Origin of the sequence: uncultured Tessaracoccus sp., assembly GCF_947286155.1 — a bacterium.
In the GTDB taxonomy this organism is placed as follows: domain Bacteria; phylum Actinomycetota; class Actinomycetes; order Propionibacteriales; family Propionibacteriaceae; genus Arachnia.
The window spans coordinates 42,161-57,777 of sequence record NZ_CAMYPD010000008.1; the positions used below are offsets into that span (position 1 = coordinate 42,161).

Annotated in this window: 13 protein-coding genes; 8 read left to right on the forward strand and 5 right to left on the reverse strand. The window is 63.0% G+C overall.

Going from position 1 to position 15,617, the window contains the following annotated elements:
* Positions 1-42 precede the first annotated feature (42 nt).
* From cydD to Q0X68_RS03470, 8 genes are all read left to right on the forward strand, one after another.
* Complete coding sequence (cydD, locus tag Q0X68_RS03435) at positions 43-1,659, forward strand: thiol reductant ABC exporter subunit CydD (protein ID WP_297747594.1); 1,617 nt, start codon at positions 43-45, stop codon at positions 1,657-1,659.
* Positions 1,656-3,212 (forward strand): thiol reductant ABC exporter subunit CydC, encoded by a 1,557-nt coding sequence (gene cydC, locus Q0X68_RS03440; RefSeq protein ID WP_297747597.1) that lies wholly within the window; start codon positions 1,656-1,658, stop codon positions 3,210-3,212. The genes cydD and cydC overlap by 4 nt, the downstream gene beginning before the upstream one ends.
* 156 nt (positions 3,213-3,368) lie before the next feature.
* On the forward strand, positions 3,369-3,563 hold the full coding sequence (locus Q0X68_RS03445) for a helix-turn-helix transcriptional regulator (protein ID WP_297747600.1): 195 nt from the start codon (positions 3,369-3,371) through the stop codon (positions 3,561-3,563).
* Positions 3,560-4,723 carry a type II toxin-antitoxin system HipA family toxin gene (locus tag Q0X68_RS03450; RefSeq protein WP_297747603.1) on the forward strand — a complete coding sequence of 388 codons (1,164 nt, stop codon included), beginning with the start codon at positions 3,560-3,562 and terminating at the stop codon, positions 4,721-4,723. The genes Q0X68_RS03445 and Q0X68_RS03450 overlap by 4 nt, the downstream gene beginning before the upstream one ends.
* A gap of 67 nt (positions 4,724-4,790) precedes the next feature.
* The gene (locus Q0X68_RS03455; protein WP_297747606.1) at positions 4,791-6,062 is read left to right on the forward strand and encodes a glycosyltransferase; all 1,272 of its coding nucleotides are present in this window, start codon (positions 4,791-4,793) and stop codon (positions 6,060-6,062) included.
* Positions 6,063-6,182: 120 nt separating this feature from the next.
* Positions 6,183-6,896 (forward strand): GntR family transcriptional regulator, encoded by a 714-nt coding sequence (locus Q0X68_RS03460; RefSeq protein ID WP_297747608.1) that lies wholly within the window; start codon positions 6,183-6,185, stop codon positions 6,894-6,896.
* Positions 6,897-6,954: 58 nt separating this feature from the next.
* Positions 6,955-7,395, forward strand: coding sequence for an RpiB/LacA/LacB family sugar-phosphate isomerase (locus Q0X68_RS03465; protein WP_297747611.1), 441 nt, complete (start codon positions 6,955-6,957; stop codon positions 7,393-7,395).
* 1 nt (position 7,396) lies between these two features.
* The gene (locus Q0X68_RS03470; RefSeq protein ID WP_297747614.1) at positions 7,397-8,158 is read left to right on the forward strand and encodes a triose-phosphate isomerase family protein; all 762 of its coding nucleotides are present in this window, start codon (positions 7,397-7,399) and stop codon (positions 8,156-8,158) included.
* 56 nt (positions 8,159-8,214) lie between these two features.
* Here the strand turns inward: Q0X68_RS03470 and Q0X68_RS03475 are convergent, their stop codons facing one another.
* The 5 genes from Q0X68_RS03475 to ligA form a co-directional block, all read right to left on the reverse strand.
* Complete coding sequence (locus Q0X68_RS03475; protein ID WP_297747617.1) at positions 8,215-9,588, reverse strand: GntP family permease; 1,374 nt, start codon at positions 9,586-9,588, stop codon at positions 8,215-8,217.
* A gap of 43 nt (positions 9,589-9,631) precedes the next feature.
* Complete coding sequence (locus tag Q0X68_RS03480; RefSeq protein WP_297747620.1) at positions 9,632-10,399, reverse strand: SDR family NAD(P)-dependent oxidoreductase; 768 nt, start codon at positions 10,397-10,399, stop codon at positions 9,632-9,634.
* A gap of 48 nt (positions 10,400-10,447) precedes the next feature.
* Entirely contained in the window at positions 10,448-11,383 is a 936-nt protein-coding gene (locus Q0X68_RS03485; RefSeq protein WP_297747622.1) for a sugar phosphate isomerase/epimerase, read from the reverse strand.
* 32 nt (positions 11,384-11,415) lie between these two features.
* Complete coding sequence (locus Q0X68_RS03490; RefSeq protein ID WP_297747625.1) at positions 11,416-13,131, reverse strand: dihydroxyacetone kinase family protein; 1,716 nt, start codon at positions 13,129-13,131, stop codon at positions 11,416-11,418.
* A gap of 224 nt (positions 13,132-13,355) precedes the next feature.
* Positions 13,356-15,617 (reverse strand): NAD-dependent DNA ligase LigA, encoded by a 2,262-nt coding sequence (ligA, locus tag Q0X68_RS03495; protein ID WP_297747628.1) that lies wholly within the window; start codon positions 15,615-15,617, stop codon positions 13,356-13,358.

Sequence of the window (15,617 nt, forward strand, 5' to 3'; positions counted from 1 at the left end):
CGCGTTCTAGACCACAGTCTGAGCATGAGAGACTAAACCCCGATGCCCGGACCGATTCACCCCCGCCTACTCCAGCGCGCCGCAGCCACGCGCAGGTACCTCGTCGCGTCTGTGGTTGTCGGCGTGATTACTGCGCTGCTGGTCACCGCGCAGGCGTGGCTCATCGCCATGGGCATCACGCAGACCTTCGCGCTGGGCCACCTCCCCGACGGTTGTTCGCGCCTGCTGCTCCTGCTCTCGGCTGTGTTCCTGGCCAGGGCGGCGTTGGCTTGGGCGAATGCGTGGCTCTCGCATCGCTCGGCGGCGGCCGTGAAGTCACAGTTACGACGAGACATCGTCGCGGCGCACCTGCGCACCCCCGTGGGCGGGACCCCGTCGGCGTCGCTGATGCGGCTCGTCACCCGAGGGCTCGACGACCTCGACGGCTACTTCTCGAAGTACCTCCCCCAGCTCGGCCTCGCCGCCACGGTGCCGTTCATCGTCGGCGCCTTTGTGCTGTGGGCCGACCTGACATCGGCGATCATCATGGCGATCACGCTGCCGCTCATTCCGCTGTTCATGGCGCTCATCGGGTGGACGACGCAGAAGGCGACGAAACGCTCGTTCGCGATGGCCGACCGACTCGCCAACCACTTCGCGGACCTCATCGCGGGCCTGCCAACGCTCCAAGCGTTCGCCCGCGCGAAGGCACAAAAACGAGGCGTGGACCTCAGCGAGGAGCGCTACGCGCAGGCGACGATGCGGGTGCTTCGGGTGTCGTTCCTGTCGTCGCTCGCGCTGGAGCTGCTTGCGTCGCTGTCGGTGGCGGTGATCGCGGTCACCATCGGCTTCCGGCTGGTATTCGACGAAGTCAGCTTCTTCACCGCGCTGTTCGTGCTCGTACTCGCGCCCGAGGCGTACCTGCCTGTGCGCATGGTCGGCACGCACTTCCACGACTCCGCCGACGGGGTGGCCGCCGCGGACGCGGCCTTCGCCATCATCGACGGCGCCCCCACCCACGACGGCACCGCGCCGGCGCCGCGCTCCGGGGCACTGCGCTTCGACGACCTCACTTTCGCCTACCCGGGCGCCGACACCCCCGTGCTCGCCCACTTCAACCTCGAGCTGGGCGAGCGGGAAATCGTCGCGCTGTCCGGCACGTCGGGCGGAGGAAAGACGACGGCGCTCGCGTTGGCGATGGGTTTCCTCACCCCCAGCGAGGGGCGGGTGAGCGTCGGCAACGCTGATCTCGCGGGCGTCGACCTCAGCTCATGGCGCGAGCAGGTGGCCTACGTTGCGCAAGACCCGGGGCTGGTGCGAGGCACCGTCGGTGAGAATGTGCGGCTCGGCGCCCCGGAAGCCACCGACGACGAAATCGTCGACGTGCTGCGGCTCGCGGGGGCTGATTTCGGCCTGGACAAGGCCGTCGCCGACGACAGCGAGGGGCTCTCGGCTGGCGAGCGCCGTCGCGTCGCGCTGGCTCGGGCGCTGCTGCGCATCCGGCATGGGGCCAGGCTGCTGATTCTCGACGAGCCCACCGCCGGGCTCGATTCCGACCGCGAGGCGCACGTCGTCGACGCGGTCCGGGCCTCGGGAGCTTCCGCGCTGATTGTGAGCCACCGCCCGGCGGTGCTGCAGGCCGCGGACCGAATCGTGGAGTGGCAAGGGGTGACGCCATGATCCGCTTCATGCGCGATCTCCTGCGCGCCGTCCCCGGCGGACGCGCGCGGTTCGCGCTCGCCACGCTGCTGGCCGCCGCCGCGTCGGCGTGCTCCGTCGCGCTCATGGGCGTGTCGGCATGGCTGATTTCCCGCGCGGCGGAGTTCCCGCCCGTGCTCTACCTCCAAGCCGCCGCCGTCGGCGTGCGGGCGTTCGGCATCGGGCGCGGCGCGGCGCGCTACGCAGAACGCCTTGTCGGCCACGACGTGGCGCTCCGCGTCGTGGGCGTGCTGCGCTCCCGCACCTACGACAAACTCTCCCGCACCACCCTCATCGGCCGCCGCCAGGGCGACCTCCTCACCCGCGTCGTGCAGGACATCGCCGCCGTCCAAGACGTGGTGGTCCGCGTCGCACTGCCGGCGCTGTCGGCGTCGCTGGTGATTGTCGCCACGACGGTGTTGCTCGGCAGTTTCAACCCGCTCAGCGCCGCGGTGCTGTTCGTGACCGCCGTGGTGGCCGGCATCGTGGTGCCCATCCTCGCGCAGCGGATGAGTCACGCGGTCGACCGCGCCGCCGTCGCCACGCGAGGCGAGCTCGCGGATGCGACGAGGGAACTCGCGCTGGTCGGGCCGGACCTCCTGGCGAACAACGCCGAAGCGCGCACCGTCGCCGCGATGCTCGACATCGACGACCGCCTCCGCCGACAGGAGGCGCGCGGCGCCTGGGTGCGTGGGCTCGCCACCGCGGCGCAGATCGTCGCGGCAGGAATCGCCGTCGTCGCGGCACTGTGGATTGGCGGCGAAGCCGTGGCCGCCGGCACGCTAAAACCGCGCCTACTCGCGGTGCTCGTGCTCACGCCCCTCGCACTGCACGAGGTGTTCCAGGACTTCACGAAGGCCGCGCAAACCTATACACGCGCCAAGGCCTCCATCGAGCGGGTCCAGCAGGTGCTCGACGCCGAACCCGTCGGCACCGGCGACGTGCTCCCTGGCGACGGCGTGAAGGTGCAGCTGCGCGACGTCACCGTCGGTTGGCCAGGCGGCGAGCCGGTGCTCGAGCACCTCGACCTCACCGTCGAACCTGGGGAGAAGGTGGCGCTAGTCGGGCCGTCGGGCGTGGGCAAGACCACCGTCGCGGCCACACTCATGGGCCTGATCCCGCCACTCGCGGGCGAGGTGGAACGCGCCGGCCGCGTCGGATATCTCGCGCAAGACGCGCACATCTTCGCCACCACCGTCGCGGAGAACGTGCGCATCGGCAACAAGGACGCCACCGACGACGACGTGCGCCTGGCGCTGCAGCGGGCGGGATTGCGGCTCGACCCGGAGCGCGTCGTCGGCGAGGGGGGATCCACGTTGTCAGGGGGCGAGCGACGGCGCCTCGCCCTCGCCCGAGTGCTGGCCGCCGAACGCGATCTCATCATCCTCGACGAGCCCACCGAGCACCTCGACCACGACACCGCAGCGCACCTCATGACCGACGTGTGGGAGGCCGCCGCTGGACACCCCGTGCTCGTCATCACCCACGACGAGGACGTCATGCGCGCCTGCGACCGCGTCGTGCGGCTGCCGTAGCCCCGCCGGCACGAACATGCCGATATGCGCACCGACGCGGGTGCAACTCGCCATAAACCCCCATAACCGGCACGAGCGTGCCTATTTGGCTTGCGTCGCACCGCTGCAGCCTTCAGAATGGGAGAAACCGGCACGTTCGAACCGATAGGAGCACGCATGGATTTGGGCGCCACCGTGCGCGAGCGCAGAAAGGATCTGCGCCTCACGCAGCAGCAGCTCGCCGACCTCGCCGGCACCTCAGAGCGCTTCGTCCGCGCGCTCGAACACGGCAAGCCGACGGTGCAGCTGAACCACGTCGTCGCGGTCCTCGACGCACTCGGGCTCGAGCTTCACGCAGAGGTCCGACGATGAACCTCACCGAAGTCGAGCGCGCAATCGTGCGTAAGGCGGGACGCGTCGCGGCAACCCTGACCCGTGACAGCGACGGTGTGACCTTCGCGTATGTCGACGGGTACGCGGGCCCGCCCGTCGCAACGACGCTCCCCGTGGACGCGCCACCCGTTGTGACGCAGCCAGGGCAGCTTCCAGCATTCTTCACGGGGCTACTCCCCGAGGGCCGCCGACTCACAGCATTGCGCCAGAGCGTAAAAACCAGCGTTGACGACGAGTTTTCCCTACTGCTGGCGGTCGGAGGCAACACCGTTGGCGACGTCACCGTACTGCCCGACGGCACCGACCCCACGCCCATCCCCGCGCTCATCAGCGGCGACGAAATCAACTTCGCAGAGCTGAGAGAGCGCACCGGCCTCGTGGAGCGCACGGGCCTCGCCGGCGCCCAAGACAAGGCCTCGGGGGCCATGATGTCGCTCCCCGTGAAGCTTGGCGGCACGGACGCGATCGTCAAGCTCGATCCCCCTGAGTATCCGCTGGCTACGGTCAACGAGCACTTCTTCCTGAAGCTTGCCCGTGGCCTGCGGCAGCCCGTCGCGCGCAGCGAGCTGATCACCGACGTCAACGGTGAAACAGGCCTCGTCGTCCGGCGCTTCGACCGCGTGCCTGAGCCACTGGCCGTCGAGGACGCCTGCCAGCTGGCGGGCCGGTATCCCGCCGACAAGTACCGCATGACCGCCGCCGATGTCATCAATGTCGTCGCAGAGGTGTGCCCCGCTCGACTCGTCGCGATGCAGGCCGTCTTTCAGCAGTTCGTGTTCGCGTGGCTCACCGGCAATGGCGATCTCCACGCGAAGAACGTGTCCGTGCTGCAAACCCACGACGGCGAGTGGCGCGTCGCGCCCATCTACGACATCCCGTCGACGCTCCCCTATGGCGATCGGACTTCGGCACTCACCGTAGCGGGCGCCCGGGAGAACCTCACGCGACGCACGTTCCTGCGCCTTGCCGATGAAGTGGGGCTCCCGGAGCGCGCAGCGAGCAGAGCCATCGACGAAGCACTGCGCGCCACGCAGTCGTGTATTGACAGCGTGAGCGCGGGGACGCTCCCCTACTCGGCGCACGTCGTGCGGCAGTGGACGCGCCAGCTTCGTCGCCGCAGAACTGATTTGGCCGGCTGAGACCCTCAAACCGCACGGGACCGCGTCGGTCGACTCCCCTGAGGGCGGCGGGCGTTAGGCTGTGGGCGTGGATCGACGACTCAGAGTGGCGCAGGTCACTGATAACTACGGCCCCGGCTCGAACGGGCTCATGGTTGCCGTGCAGCAGCTGGAGGGCAACCTCCTCGACGCTGGGCACGAGGTGATCGTCGTCGCCCCCGCCGCGAAGGGCGTCAACCCGCACGCCGGGCGCGCGGGCCGCACCGAGATCCGCCTCCCCAGCGTGCGAGTGCCCCGGATGCCCACCCGCGTCGCCAACGGCCGTCACTTCGAGCGCACCATCAAACGTCTCGGAGAGCTCCAGCCCGACGTGCTGCACGTGCACGGCTTCGGCACCGTCGGCGCGCTCGGCATGTGGGCCGCCAAGCAGCTGAACATCCCCATGATGCTCACGTGGCACACCGATTTCGACGCCTACGCCGACCATTACTCGTCGGTGCTTCCGCTGCTCACGATGGTGTTGAAGTCGTTTGCGAAGATTTCGCACGGCGGCATCATCGACGGCGAAACCATCAAAGCTGCCGAGATCCGCTATGAGGATCGGGGCAAGTCGACGGCGTCACTGCTCGGGCTGTGCGCCAAGATGCTGGAGTCGGCAGACCTGGTGACCACACCGTCGCCAAAAACCCTCAACCGCTGCCTACAGATTGCCCCTACGGCGAACGTGATTTGCGTGCCGAACGGCGTCGACCCGCTACCGCCCGGGCCTCCGCCGGCGCCTCGTGGCGACGGGCCCCTCGTGCTGTATGCGGGGCGGATTGCTCCAGAGAAGGGGCTGCCGCTACTCATCGACGCGTTTGAGCTTGTCGCGGCGCAGCGCCCCGACGCGCAGCTCATGGTGGTGGGCGACTGGCAGCGTTACCCGAAGATCAAGAAGGCGCTCGCCGCCGCGCGCGACCGCGGACACTGCGTGCTGCCCGGCGAGCAGCCACGCGATGCGCTCGGCGCGTTCTACGGCATGGCTGACGTGTTCGCATTCCCTAGTCAGACGGACACCCAGGCGCTTGTGCTCCACGAGGCCGCGCTGGCCGGCCTACCGCTCGTCGCCGTCGACCACGAACTGCAGCTGGTCCTCGAACCCGGCATCAACGGCGAGCTCGCCCGTCCGACGCCAGCTTCCTTCGCTGCCGCCATCATGCGAGTAATTCAGAAGCTTGACGACCCCGCTTGGAAAGCGCAGGCGTCGCGACGCTCCGTCGAGCTGGCCAGCCAGTGGACGATCCAGTCGCAGGCCGACGAGATGTTGCGGCTCTACGCCGACGTCGCAGCCGGCCGAGCGCGAACGTCGACGAAGGCCTGAAGATAGATCAAGTTGGTGGCTCGTCTACCCGCCACGAACTTGATCTATGTTTACCTGCCGGGGCGGTCAACGCCACTGGGAACGGTCAATAGCGACGCCCGACCACACTAAGATGATGAGGTGCCCTCTAAGCATCCCGAGTTATCGAAACGCATCTCGCACAAGACCTTGCCGGATAGCGTGTATGAAGTGCTCTTCGAGGAACTCTCGATGGGCAAGTGGGAAGCAGGCACGCCCCTGTCAATCGATGGATTGGCGTCGTTTCTCGGCGTGTCACCTACGCCTGTTCGTGAGGCGCTTGCCAGATTGGAAGCGACAGGTCTCGTCCGACGAGAGGCTCGACGCGGTTACCGCGTCTCACCCCCTATGTCTCGCGCGCAGGTGATCGAGCTCGTAGACGCCCGCCTGGTCTTAGAGACTGGGTCCATTGAACGAGCAATGAGGCATCAACCAGAGCTGGTTGCAGACCTGCATACGGCTTACGAAGCGCACGTAGCTGCTGTGCATCGCCTAGCTGAGACTGACGAGAGTAGCGAAAGAGAAGCGCTCGCGCGCTATTTCGCTGCAGATTGGTCGTTCCACTCTGCCATTCTGAAGCACTGCGATAACCGCTACTTGGAGCTGCTCGTCGAATCGCTCGGTTTCCGTGCTCACCGAATGAGGCAAGCTATCGGATCAGGCGTAACTGATGCTTCTGTTGCGTTGAAGGAGCATAAGGAGATCCTCGATGCTGTGGCTTCGGGTAAGGCCGATGCAGCCGTTGACGCCATGAGCGCTCACCTTCATCGGCTTCTGGACCGAGTTAAGGATGAACCTGACCCGCCCCAGCACTAGAGACGCATTTTGTTACACGTAGGATTGGCTTCGGAAGAAACAAGACCAAGGGAGAATCATGAAACTCGCTTTCGGCAGTGACCCCAATGCGACGGAGTTCAAAACTGCGCTGATGAAGCGCGCGGAAGAACTCGGTCACGAGACCACGGATCTCGGCGCGGATGACCCCATCTACGCCAACGTCGCTGTGGACGTCGCAAACCGCGTCGTCGCAGGTGACTTTGATCGCGGCATCGTGGTCTGCGGCACTGGCATCGGCGTCTCGATTGCAGCAAACAAGGTTCCCGGCGCCTACTGCGCCTGCGTGACCGACGTGTACCAGGCCCAGCGCGCTACCTTGAGCAACAATGCCAACATGCTCGCCATGGGCGCGCAGGTGATCGGCATCGAGACAGCGAAGGTGCTGCTTGAAAACTATCTGGCCAATGAATTCGACGAAGGCTCCCGCAGCGCACCTAAGGTGGCTCGCATTAAGGAGTACGAATCGAAGGGCTGCTGATATGTCGCGTAACAGCTCACGGAAGCCAATCACTGCGGTCAGCCTGAAGATGTATTTCGAGCGTGAGCGCACGCTCGAGTACGTCAACGCACTGACTTCCCTCGTACGGGCTGAGCAAAGCCTTACCGACGAGGTAACGCTCGCAGTCCTGCCTGATTTTCTCACGATGGCTGCAGTGGCAGAACCGATAGCCGCTGCGGGCATGATGCTCGGGGCTCAGAACCTTGCTCCCGAAGACCGAGGTGCTTTTACGGGTGAGGTGTCCGGAGCGGACCTATACGCGTTAGGCGCCCGCGTCGTCGAGATTGGGCATGCAGAGCGAAGAACCATTTTCGCGGAGAGCGACGCAATGGTGGCCCAAAAGGTCGCCACGGCGACGAAAGTGGGCCTCACGCCGCTGCTGTGCATCGGAGAACCCAAGCAAACCAACCCTGACGACGCTGCCAAGCTTTGCGTCGAGCAGATCCGCAGTGCCCTTCACGATGCCACGCCCAACGAGATCTGGCTCGCATACGAACCCTACTGGGCCATTGGAGCAGCCAAGCCTGCAGAACCTGAGTATGTTTCGGCAGTCTGTGATGCCATGCGAGATCAACTCCAGGATATGCCCGGAATCTCAATCCTTTACGGCGGATCGGCTGGAACTGGTCTTATCCAAGAGTTGTCAGAGAGCATCGATGGTCTGTTCCTTGGCCGCTTTGCACACGATCCAGAGGCTTTCGTAGCCGTAGCCAAAGAGACACACGAGCGTCATCGAAAGTAAGATTTCTCGTTTGGTGCGCAGCCGCTCGGTTACGCACCAAACCAGAAATCTGCGTCTTAGAGCGGGATGACCAGGGCGCCAATGAGGGCTTGCGTGAAAATAAGCACAGCCGAAATGAAGGACCCAAGGGTATACGTTTTCAATCCGCCCGTCACAGTCAAGCCGGACATATTCGTTGCTACCCAGAACCCAGAGTCGTTGACGTGACCGATCGAGTTCCCACCCGATAGGCAAGCGAGAGCAATCCATACGGGATGAATGCCAACGGCTGGCGCGACGGTCGCCATGATCGTCATGGACGTCATACCGGCAACTGTTCCTGAGCCCTGCGCGACTCGGAAAATCATACCGATAGTGAAGGCAAGAAACATCGCTCCGATCACCGATGTGTCTCCCTCTGTGGAGAGAAGAGCCACGATGCTGTCACCAACGCCCGCAGCAGAAATCACCGAAGCGAAAGCACCGCCGGCGCCTGTAATCAGTAAGACAACACCTGCAGCCTTAAGCCCTTCGCCGGCAGACTGTTCGAGTTTGTCCCGGCCTATGTAGGCCGCAGAAATCGCGTACGCTCCGAGGGTTCCGAGAAGCATAGCGATAGTTTTTTCACCCAAGAATGCTGACCAAACCGGCGCCTCTTCAAACAGAGCGTTTCCGACCGTCCCACTAAGGATGCAGATGATTGGGATCACGATAGGAACCAAGGCTAGCAAAAGAGGGGGCTTTGGCTTATCTTCCGCGAGGACCTGCTCCCTCTTCGCGAGAAGCTCTTCAGTCACCTGGGACGCATGGTTTACATCTTTTTCATCATTCCAAATATTGAATTTATCATGAATCCATTGATACACGAGGATCGATAGGATGACTGTGACCAAACCTACGATGAGACCGACACCCAGCATCACACCCAAATCGAATCCAAATATATCGGCAGCGGCGAGCGGGTTTGGAGTAGGCGGGACGACACAATGCGCCGTCGTCGCACCAATTGTAAGGAAGCCTGTCACATAGGCCATCTTCATATTGACCTTGGCAGCAATAGTGATTCCGATAGGAATCAAGATAACGAACGTGACATCGAAAAACACAGGGATCGATAGGACGAATCCCGCCAAGGCTACGGCCCACATAGCACGTCGCTCAGGAAAGGCCGACATGATTTTATCCGCGATGACCTGAGCTCCACCGCTATCAGAAAGCAGCTGACCAAGGATAATACCAAATCCAATAGGCAACCCGATTCCAGCCATCATATTTCCAAAGCCGCTAGTCGCCGTCGATACAGCATCCATTATTGGCATACCGGTAGCAATACCGAGATACAAGGTTGCAATAATCATCGCGACTGCAGCATTCAACTTGAAAAAGATGATCCCCGCCAGGATGATCGCAATGGCGATCACCAGGTGAAGAATCAATAGTGCAGCAGACATAAATTTCCCTTATCGTCGTCATTGACTAAGTTGGGCGTAGAATTCAACGCATGTGCTTTCCGCCATCGGCGTTTAGAACAGTGCCATTTACAAACGAGGAGTCCTCCGATACGAGGAAAGAGCAAACGGAGGCGATCTCCTCAGGTTGCCCGACACGCTGCAGCGGAATGTTCGAAGACATTGTCGCCTTACGATCATCGGTGAGCTTGCCACCCATAATTTCGGTATCAATCGGCCCTGGGGCGATGACATTAACTGTGACCCCCGACGGGCCAAATTCTCGAGCGCCACCCCGGGTCAATCCTATAATTCCAGCCTTTGCTCCCGCGTAAATTCCCTTTGAGAAGGTCCCTCCACCATCGAAGGCGGTGATAGAAGAGAAGTTGACGATTCTACCAATACCATGTTGCTTCATACGGGCGAAGGCGTGGCGCATCATCAAGAATGTACCTCGGCAATTCACTGCAAAGACCTTGTCAAAGTCAGCCACAGAGATATCCAGCAGCGTCTCAGGGCACGCGATACCTGCAGGGTTCACAAGCGCAACTAGCTGAGGAAGCTCCGTATCAACCTTTTCAAAAGCGGCGACCACCGATGCCTCGTCGGCGACATCGAGGTGCAAGCCTACAATCTTGCGTTTGGGGAATTCGCCTCTCACTTCTTCGACGAAACTATCAACGTTGTCGAATTGAATATCACCCACAGCAACGTCAAATCCATCTTCTAGCAGTCGTCGAGCAATACGACGACCAATACCAGAAGGGGCACCTACACCCGTGACGACGGCAGCCCGCTCTTCAGGGAAAATCATTTCATCGCTCCTATACATTTCTCCAGAAATAATTCGTTATTACAAAATCTACTGAGACTCAGCGTAGAGGCCCTGTGAAGACTGAAGGACCTCACGGATATAGCGGGCATTTCTAGCCCCATTACCCAGCCAGTCCCCTCCATAATGTTCAGCTTGGAAGGCGCCACGATACCCTAACGATAGTGCTTTTTGGATAACCCATCTATAGTCAATCCATCCGTCTTCTAGAGACGCCGGCGCAGAGAAAAAAGCTCCCGTGGCAGAGTCTTCATCTCGAATGTAGTTCTTGATATGCCAGTAGTTGGAGTACGGCAGCACAGCCTCGAAAATATCCTTGTAATCGGGCACTGGGCGATGCAGTCTTACAAGGTTCCCTACATCAGGGTTGATTCCCACCGCTGGGTGACCGCAGTCCTTAACAAACGCCACTGCGTCCTCAGCCGTGCCGATGTATGTGTCTTCATACATTTCCAATGCGATTTCCATGCCATTGCGCTGGGCATGATCGGCTAACTCCCTTACTCGCTCGATTGCGAGGGGACGTAGCGCGGGGTCGTCGACATGCCCCTGGGCATGCCAGAACCACATCGCTTGCTGCTGCTCCGCTGTGAGTGGCTGCATGAAACCGATGTTGAGGATTTCGGCCCCAAGCTCAGCCGAGCGGTCAAGCGCACGGTGCATCATTGCGAGGTGTTCCTCGCCGTGCTCCCTGTCAACTAGGCTTCGTCGGCCAAAGGAGACACCTGGCACCGCCAAGTCAAAGGACTTGATGAGCTTCTTCAGCTCCACGAAACGCTCTTCCGGCAGTTCTCCGATGAGAATCCAATCGTCGATGGGGTCTATCGCTTTAAAGCCTGCGCCTACGACTTGCTCGAGGTGGTCTGCCCAAGCAGAGACAGGCGCTTCCGCTAAGGGCGTTCCATCATCTGCCGTGTTGCCGAAGTTCATTTTTGCCGCGATTGGCCAATTATCTGCGGTGTACAACGCAGTTCCGCCTTCCTCTTGGTTGTTGTGACTCAGCCCTGCTTCAGCTCTTCCGTCAGGGCTTCGACGATGAGCGCGAATGAAAGTGCGCCTGGGTCAGCTACACCGACGGCTTTGTCACCGTGTGATCGGGCACGCCCCAGGCCCGGCATCATGTCTGTGGTGGCGTCGGCACCATTTCTTGCAGCCGATGCAGCTTCGCCCCACGCGGCAGCCAAATCGTAATCGGAGGTGTTCGCCAGAGTCTCAGCAAACGGGGCGAGCGCGTCGACCATCGTCTTATCCCCTGGCATCGCGCCACCCATGGACTGCACAGCCTCCGCTGCTGCAGAGACGCCTTCTTTCACCTGCTCAACGGAGGGCGTATCATCGTCGCCGAGCACGCCGCCGATGGCTCGTAACATCGCGCCCCAGAGGGCACCGGATGTGCCACCGGCCCCGTCCTGCCAAGCATCGCCAACTCGCTTCAATAGCGTGCCCGCACCTGCTCCCTGCTCCGTGAGCGCTACAGCGGCCTCCGACGCTGCATGCGAGCCGTGCTGCATTCCAATCCCATGGTCTCCGTCGCCGGCAATGGCATCAACCCGCCCAAGCTCCTCGGCATGTTCGTCGACGACGCGCGCCACGGTCTGCAGCAACTCAGCGACGCGGGATGCGGCACGGCGCGATTCCTCACTGGCGTCGGGAAGCGCTTCGTCGGCATCGGCAGCGCTTGCCTCAAGGGCCACGGTCTCCTTGGACTCCGATACAGACCCTTCCGAGTACGCAGGCGACTGCGCCGCTGCTTTCCAAAGCTCTTCAAGTTCGGAGTCCACCCAACACAAGGTGAGCGACACACCAGCCATCTCGAAGCTGGTGCAAAACTCGCCGACCTTGATGTCTGCGACTTCGACATTTTCCGCATCGAGTTGCTGCATCACATGTCCTAGTAGGACGTACATTTCATCGTTCTTGAACGCGCCAAGACCATTCACAATCACCACGGCGCGGCGCGAACCTCGATCGGGAGTAACAGATTCGGCGAGCAATTTCGTCACAAAGAGTTCAGCCAGCTCGGCAGGCGTAGGAACATCTACCTCATCCAATCCAGCCTCGCCATGGATGCCCATCCCAACGGCCATTCGTCCACGCGGCACGGAGAACAACGGCTCGTCACTACCGGGAAGTACACAGCCAGTGAAGGCAACGCCTACGGAGCGAGTGCGGTCATTCGCGAGCGCGGCAAGGCGATGCACTTCATCAAGATCTTTACCTGCGGCCGCGGCGGCCCCTGCCACTTTGAACACCACAAGGTCGCCGGCAATACCACGCCGCTTATCGATCTCCGATTCGGGAGCCGACGAAATGTCATCGGTCACGCGGACGGTACGGACCTCGATGCCAGTTGCCTCGAGCGCCGCGCTGGCCTCGTCGAATTGCAACTTGTCACCGGCGTAGTTGCCATAGCTGAGCAACACACCACGCCCCTGCTCGACGGTACGGGCGACGCTTTCCACCTGCCGGGCGCTAGGCGAAGCGAAGATATTGCCGAGCACCGCGCCGTGTGCGAGTCCCGGACCTACAAGGCCAGCAAATGCCGGGTAATGACCAGACCCTCCACCGATCACCAGAGCTACTTCATCCTCGGCGCTACGCGTCGTACGCACCACCCCACCAAACACCGACTGCACGGCATCACTGTGAGCACGCACAAAACCGCGCGCGGCATCCGCGGCAAACGTGGATGAATCATGCTTCAGAAACGTCATCGCTCAGCTCCTCATCGTCGAGGGATCCGTATACAAGATCCTATAGGATGTTGTACATCGTAGCTGATCCCGCTCGCCGCCGCTAGGGGATCCCATATATTCATCCGCGAGGTACGGGAACCAAGCGGCAACTAACCCGATATCCACATTCGTTTGCTACAAACGCCAAAAACCAGCGTTCTCAAGAAACGAGTGTGGATATCGGGTTAGTCGAGCGATCTACGTCAGCGCCCCAGCGCGCCCGGCCCCTGCTCCACGAGTACCTTGAATTGCGCTGCGTCGAGGACGGGAATCCCGAGTTCCTCCGCCTTCGCGAGCTTCGAGCCCGCGCCGGGCCCAGCCGCCACGTAGTCCGTCTTCTTCGACACCGACCCAGCCGCCTTGCCGCCTGCGGCGATGATGGCTTCCTTCGCGCCCTCGCGGGTGTAACCCTCGAGCGTCCCCGTCGCGACGACGGTCAGCCCAGCGAGCACACCGTCGTTCACCACCGCTGCGCCTGGCCCCGGATGACCGGGCGTCGCGAATCGCACGCCAGCGTCGCGCCACCGTCGGATGATGTCTTGGTGCCAGTCGACGGCAAGCCAGTCGACGAGCGAGGCCGCGATCGTCGGGCCCACACCTTCCACCTGGGCGAGCTCGTCGGCCGACGCCTGCTCGATGGCCTCGAGCGAGCCAAACCAGTCGGCCAGCGCGCGCGCCGCCACCGGCCCAACGTGACGAATGTTGAGGCTCACCAGTTGGCGCCACAGCTCCTTCGTCTTGGCCTTCTCCAGCTCGGCAAGCAACTTCTCCGCCTGCGCGCTCGGCTGGACCTCGCCCTTCACCTTCTTCTGGAACGGCATCCGTACCGACGGGTTCCCCTCGGCGTCGAGCTTGGGTTCGCCGGTCTCGGCGTCGGTCACCACCACCTCGATCGGCACCAACTGCTCCAGCTGCAAGTGGAACAGTTCGGCTTCCGTGACCAGCGGCGGCGTCTCCGGCACCTCCGGCTGGGTCAGCGCGGCCGCCGTCACCTCCCCCAACGCCTCAATGTCGAGCGCATTACGCGAACCAATGTGCTCGACGCGCCCGCGCACCTGCGCCGGGCACGACTCCGCATTCGGGCAGCGCAGGTCGACGTCGCCCTCCCGCATCGGCCGCAGCTCGGCGCCGCACTCGGGGCACGCGCTCGGCATCTCGAACTCGCGCTCGTCGCCGTCGCGCAGCTCCGCAACAGGCCCAAGCACCTCGGGGATCACGTCGCCGGCCTTGCGCAGCACGACGGTATCCCCGATGAGTACGCCTTTCGCGCGCACCACATCTTGGTTGTGCAGCGTCGCCTGGCGCACGACCGAGCCCGCCACCCTGACCGGCTCCATCACCGCATACGGCGTGGCGCGCCCGGTGCGCCCGACGCCGACCTTGATGTCCAGCAGCTTCGTGTGCACCTGCTCGGGCGGGTACTTGTACGCGATCGCCCAGCGCGGGGCTCTCGACGTCGTTCCGAGCCCGCGCCGCAGCGCCAGCTGGTCGACCTTGACCACCACCCCGTCGATCTCATGCTCCAGAGAGTTGCGCCGCTCCCCGTACTGCTCGACGTAGGCCACCACCTCGGCGGGATCACTCACCGTGGCCACGTGGGGGCTCGTCGGCAGGCCCCACTCGCTCAGCAGCGCGTACACCTCGGATTGCGAGGCGACGTCGGGTTCCCACGCCCCGATGCCGTGCACGATGAGCTCGAGTCGACGCAGCCGCTCCTCGCCGGCGCGCAGCTCGAGCCCGGATTTCTCGTCGAGTAGTTGGCGCAACGAACCCGCCGCCGCGTTGCGCGGATTCGCAAGCGGCGGGAAGCGTCGCTGCGCAGAGGCCTGCGCCTTGTCTTCCTGGAAGTTCGGGCGCCCGCACATCTGCTCGACCACTTCGTCGCGCAGCTCTTCGAGCACGCCGTTCAGGTCCTCGAAGGCCTGCTTGCGCAGATACACCTCGCCGCGCACCTCGACGATGTCCGGATGCGGCCCGCCCGCCAGCCTCTTCGGGATGCCGGGGATACGCCGCACGTTCACGGTGACGTCCTCGCCGGTCACGCCGTCGCCGCGAGTGGCCGCGCTGACAAGCTCACCGTGCTCGTAGCGCAGGCTGAGCGCCAACCCGTCGATCTTCAGCTCACACAACCACCGCGCTGCCCCATCGGTGCTTGCCGCCGCTTTCTGCAGCCAGGAGGTGAGCTCGTCGGTGGAAAAGACGTTGTCGAGTGACAACATCTTCTCGGCATGCTTCAGCGGCGGGAACCCACGCCCGACGGCGCCACCCACCGTCTGCGTGGGGGAATCCTGGGTAACGAGCTCGGGGAATTCGCGTTCGAGCGCTTCGAGCTCGTGCACGAGCGCGTCATACTCGGCGTCAGAGACGCTGGGGGCGTCGCGGACGTAGTAGGCGTTGCGGTGTTGCTCGATGGTCTCGCGCAGTTCGCGAGCGCGCTGCTGGGCGGAGTCGAACGATGAGGTCAT